Origin of the sequence: Paenibacillus lentus, from assembly GCF_003931855.1 — a bacterium.
GTDB classification, from domain to species: domain Bacteria; phylum Bacillota; class Bacilli; order Paenibacillales; family Paenibacillaceae; genus Fontibacillus; species Fontibacillus lentus.
The window spans coordinates 1,861,582-1,879,218 of the sequence record NZ_CP034248.1; the positions used below are offsets into that span (position 1 = coordinate 1,861,582).

Consider the following 17,637-nt stretch of genomic DNA (forward strand, 5'->3'; position numbering starts at 1 on the left):
TTCTCTAAGGAACAGCGTGCCTTTTCAATGAGAGGAGGACGAAACTTGAACTACGGGAAACAAGGGGAACGCATTATCTCCTTCGATCAGGGATGGAGATGGTATGATCTTGAAGCCGAAGGTTTGGAGGATTCCATCTTCCATAAGCTTCGTCAGGATGTCCCGGACACCGAGGAATGGTTGGATATTATTCCTTCCGTGGATACGAATTATTTATCGGTACGTTTTCCCGACGGAAGAAATCCAATAATATTTGGTTCGCTCGTCTATTCGGTAGAGGAGGAGATGCAGAAAATCAAAGATTGCGTGCAGATTCACTTTTTTGTGAATCAAGATCGTTTTATTACGCTTAACCTGGATGGTCACACCCGGCAAAGGATGCATATGCATGAGAAAATGAAGATGCTGCACGATTGTAAGCTGCCGATCGAAGGAATGTTCGTACTCATTCGCACGATTTTACATTATATTCATGTCGGCATGGATCGGTTTGAGAACAATCTGCGTAAAGTTGAGGAAATGATGAAAAAGCACAACAAGAAGCATCTAATGGATCAAATTTTAACTTCGCGTTTTGAACTGCTTTACTGGTCGAATTTATTCATTCCTTTTCAAGAAATAGTAACGGCCGCACAAGAAGCTTACTTGGAGAAAGAGTTAGAGAATAGCGTTTATTTTAGACGGTTGGTATTCCGTACAGAGCGAATGAATGTATTGTTCAGGCATTATGAGAAGGAGATTGATACGCTAATTTCGATTGACGAGGCAATTTCTGCTTTTCGCGGCAATGATATTATGAAGACGCTGACCATCATGACGGCGATCTTTACTCCGGCAACGGTGATCGGGGCCATATGGGGCATGAATTTTGACTTTCTGCCTTGGGTAAAGACGGGAATTACCGGATTCTTGATCATTAGTGCAATTACGATTATCAGTACATTGGCCTTCTATCTATGGATGAATATGAAGGGCTGGACGGGAGATTTGCTGCAGGTAGACAAGAAGGATTCGCATTTGTAGAGGGATCAAATGTGAAAGAACCTGGCGCTAGAGAAGGCAGCAGGTTCTTGATTTTCCAGTGTTAAGCATCGTAATGGTACCAGTTATTGTTCCGGATCGGGCTTAAGCCCGCGAGCCTCATCCTCGCTATTGGTGGACATTTCATCCATATCCTCACTGAGCTGCTTTAAATCTTCCATATCGTTGACCATGGAGCCATTCTCGGCATCTTGAATGCTTTTATGCTCAGGATACTCGCCTTCACGCGCTTCCCTGATTTGTTTGTTTACATATTCTTCTTGTTCCTCTTCCGCATTGAATTGGACCATTTCTATCATCTCCTCTGAAGTATAGGGTGTTATCCCTTATACAGAGTGTGCCGTTATGGCTTGGATTTAATGTAATCCTGCAATTCTTTAATATAATCACCGATCATCGGGAGATCTACGAACAGACTCAGAAACCAGCCGAGCAGACCGAGTACGACAAAGGTGCCGACGCTCAGGCCGAGACCGCGTGACAGACCGGCCATAAAATTGGTAAGTATCCGTTTCTTGGGGCTAGTATAGTTCTCTAAGATGTCTTTAAACTCTGCTCTATTTAGCAAATCCGCGATATAGTCCAATCTCCCATTCAAACGCTTTACTTCGTGGCGTAATTCAAAGGGATGCTCCTGCGGGTCCATCGGTTGAGTGCGCGCCATACGGTACGGTACCTCCTTGGAAGTGGTATAGGCTAGCTCATACGATTGAAAAGATAAGTAGCCAGCTCTTTAGAGCTGGCTACGCAGGGAACAGCCCCATTATTGCTTCGCTTCAGTAATTACCTCATCCGAGGCGTTCTTTACATCTTCGGCTATATCGGCGGATGCTTCTTTGGCACTGTTCAAAATAGTTGACGCGCCTGCACTTACCGTCTTAGCCAAATCCGTCGTTTTTTCAGTCACATTTTTAGCAAGATCGGTCGCTTTCTCGCCTACGACAGTAGCGACTTCTTTTGATTTATCTGTCGCAGTGCTCAGTTTTTCGGATAGATCGCTGCGAAGCTCACGTCCGGGTTTTGGTGCGTATAGAAGAGCGGCGGCCGCCCCGAGCAATGCGCCGATCACGAGTCCTTTAGTAAAAGTAGAACCGCTTTGAACCGGATGATCCATTTCTTCTTTATTCATGTTCTATCGCTCCTTATATGTCATTTGTAGTGATTGACAGAAGTTGTCCTGCTTACTTCCTATATAAACGTCTGAGGAAGTGCTGAAACAAAAGATCCAGGCGCTAGTGCTTTCGAAGACCGCGCTGGACCCAGCGATTTGGTACCTGTCAAGCTGCTGTACTATACTGTAATGGCACGGTCTTTAGGAAAGGGGACATTAAGAGCGATGGACAGCTTTAGAGATACAATATTGGTTGAAGAATATCGTGGGGACATACTGGAGTGCAGTCATCGCGGATTTATTTGCGTGGTTGATGAAAAGGGACGCATTTTTAAGTATGCTGGCGCCCCCTATACCCAGGTGTTTACCCGTTCTGCTGCAAAGCCTCTTCAGGCGATTCCAGCAATTCGGGCAGGTATTCAGGAAGCTTATCAGCTTACCGATGCTGAGATCGCCGTAATGACTGCTTCGCATCGCGCCGAGGACGTTCATATGGATGTGCTGAAGTCCCTGATCTCCAAAATCGGCGTGGAAGAAGAGGGGCTTGTATGTGCTCCAAGCTTGCCTCTGGATCGTAAGTCCAGGGAAGCTCTTCTTCGATCAGGAGGAGATCGAAGAAGATTATATCATAACTGTTCTGGTAAGCACTTAGGTGTGCTCGCATATTGCAAAATGATGGGCTTCGATTTGAAGAGCTACCATGCTCCGACCCATCCTGTTCAGCAGGAAATTGTCGACACTATAGCTTCTCTTGCCGAAATGGCGGTGGAAGACATTGGCCGTGGCACGGATGGCTGCGGCTTTCCAGTATTTGCACTGCCCTTATCGGCATTAGCAACAGCTTATTTGAAGCTGGTTTGTCCTGATCTGATCAAGGATACCCGGACGGCTGAAGCCGTACGACAAATCACTCGGGCGATGAATGCACGTCCAGAGCTGGTCGGAGGGAGTGGACGCATTGACTCTGTCTTAATGGAAGATGACAACATCATTGCCAAAGGTGGCTTTAAAGGCGTGTATTGCTTCAGTTTGAAAAGGGAGCGCCTTGGGATCGCTTTTAAAGTATCGGATGGTTCGGAAGAAGAATGGGGCAGGATCGTTCTGGAAATACTGCACCAGCTCAACTATGCCAACGAAGAGCTTCTACTCAAACTGCAGGAGCAATTTCCTTCCCGTATCCTGAATGACGAGGGCAGCTCTGTAGGGCACATGGAGACGGTATTTACGCTTATAAATTAGTTATCTGCTCTCAGCTCGCACTTTCTGGAGATGTACTTTGATTAATGTTTTCACGTTACGGGTAAGAAATATCAAAACCACCCATCAAAACAATGAATCCAAGTATTGATCTTGATAGAGAGCGAGGAGGATAACGATGATCAAAGTGGTCACCGCTGAGGAGCGCCATACTTCGGACAAAGGTGCCGTTCATAGTGAATTCAGCTTCTCCTTTTCCGATTATGATGATCCGAGCAATGCTCATTTCGGTTGTTTGCTAGCATTGAATGATAACGTGGTTCAGCCTGGCCAAGGTTTGGCTTCTCATCCGCACCACGATCTTGAGATCGTCACATATGTAGTATCTGGCACGCTGCGTCATGAGGATGATCTCGGAAATAAGCGAGATTTGGCGGCTGGGAGTGTACAGGTGATAAGTGCCGGCGAGGGTATTCGTCATTCCGAGAGTAATCCTTCAGATACAGAGCCTGTGCGTTTTATCCAAATGTGGTTCCTGCCTGCGCAGAGGAACTTGAAACCGGATTGGTCTAGCGGATGGTTCCCATGGCAAGACCGGAGAGGGTGCCTGAAGCCTCTTGTGGCACCGCTGCCTCTGAAGGGAGGTCTGCGCATCAATCAGGATGTGCAGCTATATATTCCAACATTGGATACCGCGGAAGAATTGACAGTTCCTTCAGGCGATGGGCGTCGAAAGCATCTATTCATGCTGTCGGGCCATATCGATTTACACTGCGGACAACAGAAATTTGCGCTCCGGCCAGGCGATGCAGCGAGAATACGGAATGCCGAGGAACTGACCGTTCGCGGTACGGGCAGCGATGGTGCCGCAGAGTTTATACTGATCGATTTGCCTTAGCCTAAATAAGAAATGAAAAGAGTCCAATTTCCTGCTTCCTGATTTAACTGGAGCGGGAATTGGACTCTGATTTTATTCTGATCTAGTGTTGACCTGTGCCGAGACTAATTACCTCTTAGTTGGCCGAGTTCTTTGGCAAGTGCCTCCACTTCCGAAATGCTCAGGCGTTCCTTGCTCATAACGATTTCATAAACCTCCAGAATGTCTTCATAACGATCCACATGAAATGCTGAAGCTGACATGGCAGCCCCGGTGGCCATCCTTAATTTCGTCTTTATTGCTTCGATCATATATTCCACATTTTCTTGAGTCTTTTGCGTTAAATCTACCATGATCGTTCATCCTCTCTATAATATAATATGCTTATCCATAATGCTCATCGTTCCCGCTTCATGTATTGTATCATGACAGTTGATCCGGTTCTATGTTTTGCGGTGTATGTCTGGTTAGGGTACAATCAGAATACGTTTATACAGGGGGGATGAAGATGAAGTTAAAGGGTCAAGGGCTTCATAATGATTCTGCCTTTAGCCAGAGGAGACTGACAGGTAAGGAATTGCCTGTATTTATGCGTAACATTCGCCAGAAGCATCTATCAGATAATGTCACGTTTTTATGTATCGGGACAGATCGCTCCACAGGAGATTCGCTTGGCCCCATTGTTGGTACCCGGCTGGAGGAGCACGGGTTCCCTTCCGTTGTAGGTTCGCTTCAGCATCCCTGTGATGCTGACAATCTAGTTCATCGTATGAATGCTATTCCCAAGGATCATGTCATTATTGCGATTGATGCCTGCCTGGGAGTTCCTGCTTCGGTAGGCTCCTATATCGTATCGGGGAAACCGCTGCTCCCTGCGCAGTCTGTGGGCGGTGGATTGCCGGAGGCAGGGCACTACAGCATCGCGGCCGTAGTGAACGTAAATGGCCCAAAGCCTTATTGGACACTTGGAATGACTTCACTGTACCAGGTCATGCAAATGGCGGACGAAATCGTGCGTGCGGCGGTGGAAGGATTTCATAATTCATAATCTAGCCAGCATCATATAATTTGCAGCAACGTTTCAGAAGAGAGAAAATGGCTTAATTATATATATTCAATACATAGACAAGAAAGAAGGGTGAACGATGGACAAGCTAACGATAAGCGGAACGACACTCGCATATGAGGATCAGGGTAAGGGAGACGTTGTAGTGCTTCTACATGGTTTTTGCGGTAATGCATCTTATTGGGAGCAAGTGATGCCGCTGCTGACTAAGCAATATCGTGTCATCGCTCCTGATCTACGCGGGCATGGATTGTCCGATGCGCCGCTCGGCGCCTATACGATAGAACAAATGGCTGATGATATAGCCGGCCTGATGAAGGAATTGTCAGTTGATAAGTATACCCTGCTGGGCCATTCGATGGGCGGATATGTCACATTATCCCTGGCTCAGCGATACGCGGGCAGTCTGAGTGGGTTTGGCCTGATCCATTCCACGGCCTATCCTGACAGTGAGGAAGCGAAGGAAAAAAGGCTTCAGGCCGTTTCGGTTATTAGCACTGAGGGGATTACCCGATTTGTCGACGGCCTGGTCCCTGGGTTGTTTGCCCCTGCAAATGCAACCTCGCATGAAGCGGCCCTGGATCGTGTTAAAGAAATTGGCTACAAGACTCCCCCGCAAGGAGCCTCTGGAGCTGCTTTGGCTATGCGTGAACGAATTGATCGCAGAGATGTCCTATCATCGACGACATTGCCCGTCCTACTCGTGGCAGGAGAGAATGACAGGCTCATTCCGATTGATCGGACATTTACGACGGAAGGTAGTAATGTGACGAAGGCTGTTATTAAAGGAGCCGGACATATGAGCATGTACGAGGCCCCAGAACAGCTGGCAGTTGTCATTAACGATTTTCTACGTCAGATCCATAAAGAAAAGGAATAAGATTTCAAACGGGTATCCAGATTGGTTGCCCTGGAATATAGAGTAGCCGGACATCTCCTGAGGGAGAGTCCGGTTATTTGTGTAAAGCTGGACAATATATTTACTGACGAAAATAAGCTCCAAGCAAAGGGAGCTGGAAATGAAGATCGAAATCATATAAAATCGGTCTCTATACAAGTTAATTTACCGTAAGTGACTGATGGAAAGGGGGGCTATTGTATGTTTCGAAAAGATTACCTCGTCCGAGCCATTGAGGGGATTACGGAAGCTCTGGGTACCATTTTTGGTTTGAAGCAGCAGAAGAAGCACCCCGAAGCTCTACAGGAGCTTGAAGATTTGTTCAAAACGCAGTTTCGCTTAAATTCTTTGCTGCTTGGAACGCTGTCGCCTAAGGATATTACCGAGTTATTTCGCAGCGGCGGAATTATCGAGGCGGATAAATTACAAACTTTGGCCCGGCTGTTGAGAGAGGAAGCGGACATTATCCTGGATAGCGGGGGTGTGAATGAGGGCAGAGTACGGCAGCAGAAAGCACTCCATTTATTTCTGGTAGCAAGACAGCATGGCGCGGATCTATCCTTATGGCAATTGGATGAGGAAATTTCCAGTCTGTTGGCTCAGCTCAAGGGCCATCCTCTTCATCCGGATACAGAACGGCTGGTATTTAGCTTTGCTGAGGTGAAGGGCAGATATGCCCTGGCCGAAGATGCCTTGTATCGCTTGATGGATCAGCAAGTGATGGACGTGCAAGAGGGAATTGCCTTTTACGAGCGCTTGATAAACGTAGATTCGCGGGACTTGGAAGAGGGCGGTCTGTCTGCAGCCGAGGTGCTGGAAGGGCTTGTTGAACTGCGAAATCGCTTGTAAAATGACATAATTGCCGATGAGGTTGGAACAATTATTTGAAAAGCGAAAGAGAGTTGTCTAATTATGGAGTCTTTGCGGAATCTAGTCCATCAACTGGCGGAAGAAGGCACCCTGATCTCCGCTACGCTCAGTCAGCGCCGCAAAACGGGAGAGACCAGTTATACCAAGGTGGTCGTAAAACCCGTGGAACTGAAGAAGAGCCTTCATTATCAATTAGCGTATCATTATGCCAACAAGGTTACTCATGAGAATATAGCGGCTGCTTTATTCGAGGAACGGATGATGGCCATGTTCGAAGACACGTTTCGGCAGGGGCTGTTATGTACCGTAGATGCCGACTATCAGGTGTTGATCAGCAAGAAATATAAAGTGTCGATTCTTAAGAAGTCTCCTTCCAAGAAGCCCGGTGCACTGTCGCACAATCGGCAGAAGCAGTATATTTTGGAAGAGGGAACCCCGGTACCGTTCCTGGTGGAACTCGGTATTATGAACACGGACGGGAAGGTGTTTGCCAAAAAGTACGATAAGTTTCGGCAGATCAATCGTTTTTTGGAAATGGTGCAGGACGTTATTCCTCATCTTCCTGAAGATCGTCCGCTAACGATCGTTGATTTCGGCTGCGGCAAATCGTATTTGACATTCGCGCTCTATCATTATCTGAGCGTCCAGCAGCGTAGGGAGCTAAACATTGTAGGGCTTGACCTGAAAGCCGATGTGATCGAGCATTGCGGGACGTTGGCGCGGAATTTGCACTATGATCAACTGCGTTTTCTCGTGGGCGATATTGCCGATTATGACGAATTAAGCCAGGTCGATATGGTCGTTACTTTGCACGCATGTGATACAGCGACAGATGCCGCCTTAGAGAAGGCAGTGCGTTGGGGGGCATCTGTCATTCTGTCCGTGCCTTGCTGTCAGCATGAGCTGTTTAAGCAGATAGAGACTCCTGTACTTGAACCTCTACTGTCGCATGGCATTCTGAAGGAGCGCTTCTCGGCACTGGCTACTGATGCAATCCGAGCCAAATTATTAGATTTGCTTGGCTATAAAACACAGCTGCTTGAATTCATCGATATGGAACATACGCCGAAGAATATTTTGATTCGGGCCGTGAAATCGCCTGGTGCCGATATGGAGCGGTTGTGGCGGGAATATACCGCTTTCCGCGATTTTCTGAGCGCTGATCCTTATCTGGAGAAAGCGTGCCGGGACTTGCTGCCCCAGGGCTAAGCGAATTTGACAGGCTGAAGTCTTCAATGGCATCGAAATGGCATAATGGCTACGGTGGAACGTCGTGGTGTAGCATACTATTGCGATGGTGAAATAGCGAAATGGCGTAATAGCGCAATGGTGTAGCGGTGTAATGGTGTAGAAGCGTAATAGCATAATGGTGTGGCGGTGTAATGCGTAGAAGTGTAATAACTTAAAGGTATATCGACGCAATAGTAGAGAATAACAGTAACAGCACAGCGCAAGTAAAATCGTAATGGGACATGCGACAGCCCGAGGCTGCTCCAACTTGCGTAGTTTGAACTGCTTATGTGAGGTCAACACTTAAGGTGTTGGCCTTTTTTTATGAGAAAGCACATCTGTGGTGTCATACCTCCTATATTCAAGAGAAACAGGCTAAATCGCGTTATGTGAACCTGAAGGATGTTGAATTAGTGAGGGAAGGGAGCAGCATGCATGAAATGCGTAAAGAAAGGGCAGGAGACACCAAAATAAGGGCAGGTACTTTTGGAATGAGGCACGAAGCAAGATCTTGGCTATCGATATTAGTGGCATTCTTTTGTACGTTGACAGGGGGCTTCGCCTGCTTGAACCGCGGATTATATTTTGATGACACGTTGCTAACCCTGGGGTTAATGCTGATTGGCATTACGATGACAGCCCTAATATTAATGGGAAAGGCGGTGAGTGGACAGCGGATAAGCCGGAAGCTTTTGGACGAGAGACAGTCTGTTTATAAAATTCAGCTCACACATATTTTTGTGCTGGGTGGGTCGTTCTTAATAGCTGGGTTGTATGCGGCTCACCTTGTCTTCAGCCCGTTGTCTCTGCAGGCGACTGGGGAAGCTATGCTTAAGTGGTGCTTTTACGGCTGTTTTGGCCTGCTTATTTATTGCGCTGGGCGCTGCACCCGAGGCAAAGAGGTTCTTGAGACAGGCTGGAGTTTTCTTGGCCTGCTGCTTGGCGCAACGGCTTTAGCATCTGTGTATGGGCTGTTACCCTATCCCGAGGCTATTTTTCGGACGGATCAGAGCGAATTGTCCGCAAGCGGGGCAAGATTGGCCGGACTGCTGCAATATCCGAATACCTTCGGAGCGGTGATGGGGGTATTTCTCTTGGAACGGCTGATCTATCTAGCTCAAATCTCGGCCGCGAATTATACTCGTCAGCAGAGATGGAGAATATATGCTGTGGCAGGCAGCTCTTATATTTATATTGTTTGTTTATTGTTAACGGAATCACGTGGTGCTTATATAGCGGTTGCAACAGCCGGATTGGCTGGGTTTCTCCAGCTTCAAGGAGCTGATCGCTATCGTTATGCGAGGCAAAGCGGCGTGCTATTTTTCTTTGGATTAGTAACTGCAGGTCAATTGTTCTCTGCACGGCTTGCTCCACCATTGCTTTCTGGGCTACTCATATTTGTTACCATCATGTGTGCAGCCTTGGCCGGAGTTCAGCATCTTACTAGCTTTGGAGCTGGCAGGATAGCGCTTCGATCCTTTGCGGGGTCTGGATTGGCCCGGATAACCAGAGATCCTTTGATTGGTCGCGGAGTTCGTTGGTTAGCAGCTCCTTCCTTAATTGAGCCCGGAATTCGCCACGGCATCGCCGGGTGTCTGGAAGGCGCAAGGGTTCGCCGGGTTGCCGCTAGCAGCATTGTGCTGGTAACGGTTCTACTTATAGCCTGGTTGAGCATTGGCCCGCTTGAGAGGATGTATTCACTAGCGACAGCTTCTAGTCGCCTTCTTATGTACCGCGATGCCTGGAGGCTGTTCCTCACCTCCCCTTGGTTTGGACAAGGAGGGGGGACTTGGGATGTGATGTACCGGGCGATTCAGGCTACTCCTTACGTCGGGCGAGAAGTGCATAGCGGTTATATCAATATCCTGTTGGAGATCGGTCTAACGGGGCTTGTGGTTCTGATGCTATGGCTTGCCGTTTTCGGAGTTGTTCTAGCTCGTCAACGATGTCGTATATGGCCATCAAGCCTGGTGATCCTTCTCCACAGTATAGTCGATTTTGATATGAGCTATGGCCTGATTTGGTTGTTGATGATTTGGATGGCTTGCTCCGGGATCTCGCAACAGTCTGATTTGCCCCTAACTTCTTCGCAGCCGCAGTCTGATCAGCCCAAACCTCCGATACGGTCTATAGAACCTGTAAACCGCAAGGAGCCAGCACAATTCGTACAGCCCCATCAGGCTGTATATACTGTTCGGCTAGTGACTCGGCATATATGGTATATCTTCGTCCTTGTTGTTATGTCCGTATTCCTGCTGCTTGCAAGCCTGCTGGGAGCACGGCAGGCGACCAGCCTAGCATGGGAACGGCAGGCCTTGGCCGCGAAAGCCTCGGGCATGACGGAGCAGGCCAAGGCTTTCTTGGAGCAGTCGCTATCTATCTATCCAGCCAGAACATCAGCACGGCTGCAATTGGCTGGTTTGTCCGATGATTTGGGGGCAGCTAAAATGCTGCAGCAAGGGCTTGTCTACGATCGGGCCGAACCTGATTTATGGGCGGCCTTGGGACGAGCCCTTTCCGGATTGCACCCGAAGGATGCTGTTTCAGCCTGGGAGCATGCCGTCAGACTTGATCCCTTCAGTAGGACGAGGCAGACGGAGGCGATAAGCCATCTTACATCTCTTGTCCACCGGCTGCAGCGGGAGCAACGTCTGCAAGAGGCAGTGGCAACAGCCCTCATTGGGTACCGGCTATATGTTCGTTACGAGGAGCTTGCTAATAAGCTCGCTATGACAATAATGAAGCGTAATGATCGAAGCTTTATGGTGACTGCAGAAGCGAAATATCTGGGACGTCAGCTGGGAGAGTACGTCTTCCGTCACCCTCCCGGTCATCGTTAGCCGCCGAAAGCTGCCCGGAATGCTTTGCACAAAGCTTCGCGCTCGAGGTTCCATAGCTCGGCGAGCTCAGGGCCGACCTCGTCATCCCACCAATTCGCAAGCAGTTTGCGGTTGCTGCTGTTCTCGCTGATCCAGAGCAGGTTGGCAATCACTCTTTTGTAGTAAAGATCTTCTCCTTCTTTGAGGAGGTTATCGGGAATGTAAATCCCAAGCCTTTTGATCGTTCGGTATAATTCCTTGCTGCAGCCCCGGCGGATTTTGCGCGGCGTAGGAAGGGCGGCTTGATGCTTGTCGTGCATTTTATTCAGATTGATCGCCTCCTTTGTAACAGCATATGCTGGCTGAAGAGGGCGGGACACAGCAGCGCCATTCAATATTGAGCTATAGGCTACTAAGTCAGACCGTTCCTAGCAGGACATGATAGAGTCGAATGTAGTCTGGCGGTTCCTTAACTAGAAGGCATGTCTAAGGCTATGTTAGAATAGATTGGAAGTAAGAAGATTTTGGGGAGAGGACGAGTCGTGGAATGGTTGTCGAATGCAATCGGAGCATTGTTTGAATGGATACAACAGCTAGGTTATATTGGGATTATGCTGGGGCTCATGATTGAGGTCATACCGAGTGAGATCGTACTCGCCTACGGGGGCTATCTTGTGTTTACGGAGCGAATTAGCTTCACTGGGGCGGTTATATTCGGGGTGATTGGCGGTGTAATTGCCCAGCTGTTCGTGTATTGGATCGGACGATACGGAGGACGGCCCATTTTGGAACGATTCGGCAAATATATTCTGATCCAAAAAAAGCATATCGACTTATCCGAGGCCTGGTTTTTAAAATATGGATCGGGGGTTATTTTTACCGCTCGATTCATACCGGTAGTCAGACATGCTATTTCTATTCCGGCCGGCATGGCTAAAATGCCCGTGAGCCAATTTCTTTGGCTGACAACTCTTGCAGCCATTCCATGGTCAATATTGTTTGTTTATTTAGGTATGATGCTGGGTGAACAGTGGCAAGCGATCGATGAGAAGGCAGGGCCGTATATTATGCCGATTCTGCTCGTCGCCCTTGCACTGCTGATCGGGTATTTTATCGTGAAATGGTACGGGGCGAACAAAAGGAAAGGAGAGGCTTGATATGAGTGTGAATCTTAGAGCTAAATTCGGCAAGGGCATTTCGCCGAAGCAATTTATGGAGGGAATGCAGCGGAATAAAGAAGCGTTTCACTCCGGGTATGATGATTTTAAATGGGTGAACGAGGAAGATAGATTATATTTCGAGAGCCTGAAAAGACGGGATGATTTGCGGGTGTTGATTCTAGCGGCGGATTGGTGCGGCGATGTAATACGAAGTATTCCTGTTGTTTTTCGAGCGCTTGAAACGGCTGGAATCGAGACGGAGATCCTCATTGTGGAGGAGCATCAGGATGTTATGGATCACTTCTTAACGATGGGCGGCCGTGCCGTTCCGATCGTTATCGTAGCGGATGCGGGAGGAGATGTGCTTGGCCATTGGGGGCCGCGTCCGACAGATGTGCAGGAGATCATGATCCGATTCAAGCAGGAGAATCCGGATCGTGAAGCAGCGGACTATAATGAGAAAATAGCTGTAGTTCGTAAGCAAATGGCTGAGAAATACGATGAAGGAGCAGGAGTTAACGGCAAGGTCGTATCCGAACTGCGTGAGTTACTCTTGAAATTTTAATATGTTGAACATTGAGACATTTTCATTAGGACCATTACAGACAAATGCTTATTTGATTCGAGGGGAAGATGAGGGCAAGGCCATAGTTATCGATCCTGGAATGAACCCGGCCCCCCTGATTCGTAGAATCGAAGGACTAGAAATCGAAGCCATCCTGCTGACGCATGCCCACTTCGATCACATTGGGGGAGTCGAGGAAATCCGCCGGTTGAAGAAGTGCCCAGTATATTTGCATTCGCTCGAAAGCGATTGGTTGACGACGCCTGCGCTTAACGGCTCGCTCCGCTGGGCGGAAGTATCACCACCGATTCAGAGTGGGCCTGCGGAGTATGAGCTGGCTGAAGGACAGAAGCTGAAATTGATTGGCCATGAATTTACCGTATTTCACACCCCGGGCCATTCCCCGGGCAGTGTTAGCTTCCTTTGCGGAAACCACCTCTTTTCCGGCGATGTATTGTTTCGGATGAGCGTGGGACGTACGGATTTGCCAGGTGGCCGCGAGGCTGATCTTTTTAATTCTATTCGCGGAAAGTTATTCACCCTGTCGGATGAGGTTATCGTCTATCCAGGCCATGGCCCCAAAACGACGATTGGATTCGAAAAAGCTAATAATCCGTACGTTTCCTGAGCAAGAAATACGAATTAGTGAGAATTTGCTACAAAAAGTGCAAAAATACTAGACAAAGCTGCATTCTTTTGCTAGGATGTATCTTAATTAATTGTTTGTAACCTTTGCGAAGCACGCAAGCTGTGGAATAATCCCGGTTTGCGTTCTTTTTTTGTCTTTTTTCGGGTATGCGAGACAGTTGCAGATAGATATCAGGCGAGTCGGCAGGATCAGGAAGGAGAGGTCAATGTGAAACGCAGTGTATCATATGTTACGGATGATGGTTCCGGTCATCTGCAGAGGAAGAATAAAGAAGGTATGACAATTGCAGAGGCCTCCACATCCGATATCCCCCCTATGTGGCGCCAGGTTGTTATTGCTTCAGGCACAATCAGGCAGCCATGGCATCATAAGTTGATGCAAATACGCAGAGAACTATATAAATAAGTGTGCCCGGTAGAGCTGAATGAGTGACGGTGTATCCCTTCTTTCAGCTCTATTTCTTTTATATTTATTTTTACTCGTCGTTGAACGATCTGGGTTACCTGAACGTACTATAGATGCTATGGACAAGAAGGGGTGACACGATGCCGCAGGAGAGGGAATGGATCAAACAAGCGAAACAAGGCGATGCCACCGCTCTCGCTTCACTAATACAACATCATTATTCTTATGTGTACAAATATTTGGTGAAGGTGACCATGGAGCCCAAGATGGCCGAGGATTTGACTCAGGATACGATGCTTAAATGTATAGAAAATATACAACGTTACGATGGAACGTCTGCTTTTTCCTCTTGGTTAATGACGATCGGAACCCGGTTGTTCATTGATGTAACCCGCCGCCGGAAGAGAGAAAGGCAATGGCTAGTGCAGGATGGGGCGGCGAATCGGTTGAAATGGCATTTTGAAGCCAATCAAGAGGAATGGAGCGATTTACTTGAGCTGCTGTCCAGGCTGTCTCCTGAGCACAGGATAGCCATCCTGCTAAAGCATTATTACGGGTATAGCTACGATGAAATCGGAGATATGCTCAACATTCCAGCAGGTACGGTCAAATCTCGAGTTGCTTATGGACTACGCGAATTGCGAAAGGAGTTGAATCCACATGAGTCATAACGGACAAGACAAGGAATTAGAGGATGAGCTTATTCGAGAACTCTTGAAGGATTTACAAAGCTTGGAACGCGTCGTTCCGGAGAAGAACGGGCCTTCTGTAGAGTCATGGGAGCTGATCGTAAAAGAGCGCTGGCGGATGACGGCTTGGATGAGAAAATGGGAAGTCATGCTGTTCTGTTTGGTTGCCCTATTAATGATAAGTGGCGGCTTCCTGTTCCTATTAACGATTCCGGTAGTTTACGCTTTATTGCAAGGGCTTGGAGTTATCGCGGCGGTAGCGGTGATCATGGCGCTGCGCCCAGCCCGGAGGGAGGGAGCAGAATGAATATGTCGCAGATGATTCATACAGAGCCGCTTCCGCCATGGTGGATGCTCATTCTAGTAGCACTGCTGTTGCTAACTCAAGGTACGTGGATGTTTATAGATGCCCGCAAACGGGGGAGAAGAGCCTGGTTATGGGGATTATGGGGAGTGATTAATTGCCCCACTTCATTAATTGTATATTTGCTTGTCGTCGTATGGGCTGATTATCGAAAAAAGAAGAGAAGAATGGGGGAGAGATAATGAATATTAATTGGGGATTGCTCGCGCCCGTTATAGTATTGCAGTTTTTGCTTATGATTACGGCTTTCATTTCGCTGGCTCGGGCAGAATCGGTAAGGGGAGCCAAATGGATTTGGGTTTTTGTTATCCTTTTCGGAAATATTGTCGGGAGCATCGTTTATTTTATAATCGGAAGGAAAGAAGCCTAAATGTCATTTCTTCGTGTGGATCAATTGACTAAGAGTTTTGGTTCGCGTACCCCGGTTAGAGGAATTTCTTTCGAGCTGGAGCCGGGAAGCTGCACTGCGCTGCTCGGGCCAAACGGAGCAGGCAAGACGACGACAATGCGGATGATTGCCGGGTTGATCGCTCCGTCCGCGGGGCGGATTTCCGTGCAGGGACGACAGCATTCCAGCGGGGAATACCGCTCACTCATTGGATATTTGCCGCAGCATCCTGCATTTTACGGCTGGATGACCGGTGAGGAATTCGTTATGTATGCCGCATGTCTCAGTGGAATGAGCCGAAAAGAGGCTCGGAAACGGACGTTGTCTGTGCTAGAACGGGTTGGCTTGGCAGAAGCAGCAAAGCGGCGGATCGCAGGATATTCCGGAGGGATGAAGCAGCGGCTCGGCTTGGCACAGGCGCTGGTTCATCGGCCGCAACTGCTACTGCTCGATGAACCGGTATCAGCGCTTGATCCGATCGGGCGGCGCGAGGTTATGGATTTATTGCAGTCCCTGCGTGCGGAGGCGACGATTCTATTCTCGACGCATGTGCTGCCTGATGCGGAGGAGGTCTGTGACCGGATCATGATGATGCGGGACGGAGAAATTGTAGAAAACGGTGAGCTGCAGGTGCTTGCTGATAAATATCGTCTTCCGCAGCTGACTATTCAGGTGGAAAAGCTTGGTTCGGCAAATGCTTGGCTGCAGTCGCTGCAGAGCCGTCCGTATGTTCAAGATGCGCAAATTCAAGGCAGTACTGCCCTGCTGACTGTCCGTGATATGAAAGAAGCGAGACGGCTCATTTTAGAAGAGGTCTCTTCGAAAGGTATCCCTCTATTAAGTTTTCAGGCAGGTACTACCTCGCTCGAGGATATGTTTATGAAGGTGGTTACAGCATGAGGCAAGCATTGTACATGTACCGCAAAGAACTGTTAGGCATGACCCGAAACTACCAGCTTCTTTGGATTCCGATTGTTTTCATGCTGCTTGTAGTAATGCAGCCCGTAACTTCATATTATATGCCGGACATACTGGCTGCTTCAGGCAGTGTTCCTGCAGAGTTGATATCGAAGATTCCGATCCCCGGGCCTGCTGAAGTGATGGGAAGCGTCCTCGGACAATATAGCACCTTTGGGGTACTTATTCTCGTGATCGCGGGAATGCAGGTCGTGGCTGGCGAGCGTTATGGAGGAACGGCTGCCTTGGTTCTTGTTCGGCCCGTAAGTTCAGCCTCCTTTATTTCTGCCAAATGGGCGGGCCAAATGACCTTGATGCTAGTTTCCTTCATAGCGAGCTATGCGATGGCGTGGTACTATACTGCGTTATTGCTCGGCCCTGTGCCTTGGCGGATAGGGTTTATTGCAGGTGGGCTATATATTCTATGGCTTATGTTTGCTCTCTCCTTGAACCTTCTACTTAGCACATTGTTGCGCGGCAGTGCAGCTGCCGTAATATCCCTTCTCGTTGTTGCCGGATTATCGCTAGGCCATAGTCTTGCGCCTGCTTGGTTTGCCTGGAGTCCAGCTCGACTGTTAATGCTAGCAAATGCGGTAATCATAGGCTCGTCGGTAGAGTCGGCATTTGCATCAGTTATAATGACCTCCTTATTATGTCTTGCTTGTATAGGCATTGCCATTTGGAGCTTGCGCCGGCAAGGTATACCTGATTTAAGGGGAGATTGAGTGGAATTCTCACAATTTGCTCTACAAGTTTAATAAATCCCTGAAATGCTTGACCAATCTCGCTTATTTTTAGTAGGATAGTAAAATAACAGACAGTAATAATCAGGGAGGTAGACGATGCTGCAATTGGGAGAGAAGGTTGTTATCGTCGGCGATGCTTTTGAGCAGAATCTTCCTGTTGGGGAATATGGCTATATTATTGCTTATGACCGTAATCCGGACAATGTGTTTGATTATGTTGTTCGGGCTCCAAAGACTGGACGGAATTACTTTGTCCCATCACAGGATGTGGAATCCGAAGAGCGGCTGATTGAGCAAGAAGTAGAGCGCACCACCCAGGAAGCGTTGATTGACTACGCACTGGCCACGCATAATGAGAAGCTGTTCCATCAGGTCATCAATGGAGAAGATCCTTACGCGGAGGAGCAAGAAGAACCAACAAAGGAAGTTATGTCTCAGGCAGAATTCATCAAACAGGTGAATTTACGAGCTTGGATTTAGGGAAAGAGGTCGGCAGGTGCCGGCCTTTTTTGAATTTATTTTTGCTTTGCGTTCACCTTTGAGCTTATAGAGGCTTCGCGTTAATGGATTGAATTGTGGGATAATCTACAATATAATTTTAATCA

24 protein-coding genes are annotated in these 17,637 nt (G+C 48.1%); 19 read left to right on the forward strand and 5 right to left on the reverse strand.

Translation table 11 applies throughout. The annotated features are described in order from the left end of the window. The first annotated feature begins 45 nt into the window (after positions 1 to 45). Positions 46 to 1,023 carry a magnesium transporter CorA family protein gene (locus EIM92_RS08170; protein WP_246021252.1) on the forward strand — a complete coding sequence of 326 codons (978 nt, stop codon included), beginning with the start codon at positions 46 to 48 and terminating at the stop codon, positions 1,021 to 1,023. 83 nt (positions 1,024 to 1,106) lie between these two features. Here the strand turns inward: EIM92_RS08170 and EIM92_RS08175 are convergent, their stop codons facing one another. The 3 genes from EIM92_RS08175 to EIM92_RS08185 form a co-directional block, all read right to left on the reverse strand. Continuing rightward, entirely contained in the window at positions 1,107 to 1,331 is a 225-nt protein-coding gene (locus tag EIM92_RS08175) for a hypothetical protein (protein WP_125082242.1), read from the reverse strand. Positions 1,332 to 1,384: 53 nt separating this feature from the next. Beyond that, entirely contained in the window at positions 1,385 to 1,705 is a 321-nt protein-coding gene (locus tag EIM92_RS08180; protein ID WP_125082243.1) for a DUF5665 domain-containing protein, read from the reverse strand. A 99-nt stretch (positions 1,706 to 1,804) separates the two neighbouring features. Beyond that, complete coding sequence (locus EIM92_RS08185) at positions 1,805 to 2,170, reverse strand: YtxH domain-containing protein (protein WP_125082244.1); 366 nt, start codon at positions 2,168 to 2,170, stop codon at positions 1,805 to 1,807. Between the two features lie 207 nt (positions 2,171 to 2,377). Between EIM92_RS08185 and EIM92_RS08190 the strand changes: the two genes are divergently transcribed. Both EIM92_RS08190 and EIM92_RS08195 read left to right on the forward strand, forming a co-directional pair. Further along, positions 2,378 to 3,391 carry an asparaginase gene (locus EIM92_RS08190; protein WP_125085068.1) on the forward strand — a complete coding sequence of 338 codons (1,014 nt, stop codon included), beginning with the start codon at positions 2,378 to 2,380 and terminating at the stop codon, positions 3,389 to 3,391. Positions 3,392 to 3,527: 136 nt separating this feature from the next. Next, positions 3,528 to 4,247: a pirin family protein gene (locus EIM92_RS08195; RefSeq protein WP_125082245.1), complete on the forward strand. Its 720-nt coding sequence runs from the start codon at positions 3,528 to 3,530 to the stop codon at positions 4,245 to 4,247. A gap of 104 nt (positions 4,248 to 4,351) precedes the next feature. Here EIM92_RS08195 and EIM92_RS08200 read toward each other — a convergent pair whose 3' ends face one another. Next, positions 4,352 to 4,579, reverse strand: a complete 228-nt coding sequence (locus tag EIM92_RS08200; RefSeq protein WP_110931377.1) for a DUF1128 domain-containing protein — start codon at positions 4,577 to 4,579, stop codon at positions 4,352 to 4,354. Positions 4,580 to 4,734: 155 nt separating this feature from the next. On the opposite strand from EIM92_RS08200, the gene yyaC reads away from it, so the two are divergent. The 5 genes from yyaC to EIM92_RS08225 all read left to right on the forward strand — a co-directional run bounded on the left by yyaC (position 4,735) and on the right by EIM92_RS08225 (position 11,130). Next, positions 4,735 to 5,274, forward strand: coding sequence for a spore protease YyaC (gene yyaC, locus EIM92_RS08205; RefSeq protein WP_125082246.1), 540 nt, complete (start codon positions 4,735 to 4,737; stop codon positions 5,272 to 5,274). Positions 5,275 to 5,371: 97 nt separating this feature from the next. Then, positions 5,372 to 6,172 carry an alpha/beta fold hydrolase gene (locus EIM92_RS08210; RefSeq protein WP_125082247.1) on the forward strand — a complete coding sequence of 267 codons (801 nt, stop codon included), beginning with the start codon at positions 5,372 to 5,374 and terminating at the stop codon, positions 6,170 to 6,172. Between the two features lie 219 nt (positions 6,173 to 6,391). Then, positions 6,392 to 7,039 carry a DUF6483 family protein gene (locus tag EIM92_RS08215; RefSeq protein WP_125082248.1) on the forward strand — a complete coding sequence of 216 codons (648 nt, stop codon included), beginning with the start codon at positions 6,392 to 6,394 and terminating at the stop codon, positions 7,037 to 7,039. Positions 7,040 to 7,102: 63 nt separating this feature from the next. Then, the gene (locus EIM92_RS08220) at positions 7,103 to 8,269 is read left to right on the forward strand and encodes a class I SAM-dependent methyltransferase (protein ID WP_125082249.1); all 1,167 of its coding nucleotides are present in this window, start codon (positions 7,103 to 7,105) and stop codon (positions 8,267 to 8,269) included. 587 nt (positions 8,270 to 8,856) lie between these two features. Then, the gene (locus EIM92_RS08225) at positions 8,857 to 11,130 is read left to right on the forward strand and encodes an O-antigen ligase family protein (RefSeq protein ID WP_164515054.1); all 2,274 of its coding nucleotides are present in this window, start codon (positions 8,857 to 8,859) and stop codon (positions 11,128 to 11,130) included. Here EIM92_RS08225 and EIM92_RS08230 read toward each other — a convergent pair. Then, positions 11,127 to 11,429, reverse strand: coding sequence for a dehydrogenase (locus EIM92_RS08230; RefSeq protein WP_125082251.1), 303 nt, complete (start codon positions 11,427 to 11,429; stop codon positions 11,127 to 11,129). The genes EIM92_RS08225 and EIM92_RS08230 overlap by 4 nt on opposite strands. Before the next feature lie 222 nt (positions 11,430 to 11,651). Between EIM92_RS08230 and uptA the strand changes: the two genes are divergently transcribed. The 11 genes from uptA (at position 11,652) to EIM92_RS08285 (ending at position 17,512) form a co-directional block, all read left to right on the forward strand. Next, positions 11,652 to 12,266: an undecaprenyl phosphate transporter UptA gene (gene uptA, locus EIM92_RS08235; protein ID WP_125082252.1), complete on the forward strand. Its 615-nt coding sequence runs from the start codon at positions 11,652 to 11,654 to the stop codon at positions 12,264 to 12,266. A 1-nt stretch (position 12,267) separates the two neighbouring features. Continuing rightward, entirely contained in the window at positions 12,268 to 12,834 is a 567-nt protein-coding gene (locus EIM92_RS08240) for a thioredoxin family protein (RefSeq protein WP_125082253.1), read from the forward strand. Position 12,835: 1 nt separating this feature from the next. Then, on the forward strand, positions 12,836 to 13,462 hold the full coding sequence (locus EIM92_RS08245; RefSeq protein WP_125082254.1) for an MBL fold metallo-hydrolase: 627 nt from the start codon (positions 12,836 to 12,838) through the stop codon (positions 13,460 to 13,462). Positions 13,463 to 13,690: 228 nt separating this feature from the next. After that, a complete protein-coding gene (locus tag EIM92_RS08250; RefSeq protein ID WP_125082255.1) occupies positions 13,691 to 13,888 on the forward strand; it encodes a hypothetical protein in 198 nt (65 codons plus the stop codon). Positions 13,889 to 14,028: 140 nt separating this feature from the next. Further along, positions 14,029 to 14,559: an RNA polymerase sigma factor SigY gene (sigY, locus tag EIM92_RS08255; protein WP_125082256.1), complete on the forward strand. Its 531-nt coding sequence runs from the start codon at positions 14,029 to 14,031 to the stop codon at positions 14,557 to 14,559. Beyond that, complete coding sequence (locus tag EIM92_RS08260) at positions 14,549 to 14,884, forward strand: DUF5345 family protein (RefSeq protein ID WP_125082257.1); 336 nt, start codon at positions 14,549 to 14,551, stop codon at positions 14,882 to 14,884. The genes sigY and EIM92_RS08260 overlap by 11 nt, the downstream gene beginning before the upstream one ends. Beyond that, positions 14,881 to 15,123 (forward strand): hypothetical protein, encoded by a 243-nt coding sequence (locus EIM92_RS08265; protein ID WP_125082258.1) that lies wholly within the window; start codon positions 14,881 to 14,883, stop codon positions 15,121 to 15,123. The genes EIM92_RS08260 and EIM92_RS08265 overlap by 4 nt, the downstream gene beginning before the upstream one ends. Further along, positions 15,123 to 15,311 carry a PLD nuclease N-terminal domain-containing protein gene (locus EIM92_RS08270; RefSeq protein ID WP_125082259.1) on the forward strand — a complete coding sequence of 63 codons (189 nt, stop codon included), beginning with the start codon at positions 15,123 to 15,125 and terminating at the stop codon, positions 15,309 to 15,311. Before EIM92_RS08265 ends, EIM92_RS08270 begins: the two co-directional genes overlap by 1 nt. Next, entirely contained in the window at positions 15,312 to 16,229 is a 918-nt protein-coding gene (locus EIM92_RS08275; protein ID WP_125082260.1) for an ABC transporter ATP-binding protein, read from the forward strand. It begins immediately after the preceding gene. After that, complete coding sequence (locus tag EIM92_RS08280; protein ID WP_125082261.1) at positions 16,226 to 17,011, forward strand: ABC transporter permease; 786 nt, start codon at positions 16,226 to 16,228, stop codon at positions 17,009 to 17,011. The genes EIM92_RS08275 and EIM92_RS08280 overlap by 4 nt, the downstream gene beginning before the upstream one ends. A gap of 117 nt (positions 17,012 to 17,128) precedes the next feature. Continuing rightward, positions 17,129 to 17,512 carry an ATPase gene (locus EIM92_RS08285; RefSeq protein WP_110931394.1) on the forward strand — a complete coding sequence of 128 codons (384 nt, stop codon included), beginning with the start codon at positions 17,129 to 17,131 and terminating at the stop codon, positions 17,510 to 17,512. Positions 17,513 to 17,637 lie beyond the last annotated feature (125 nt).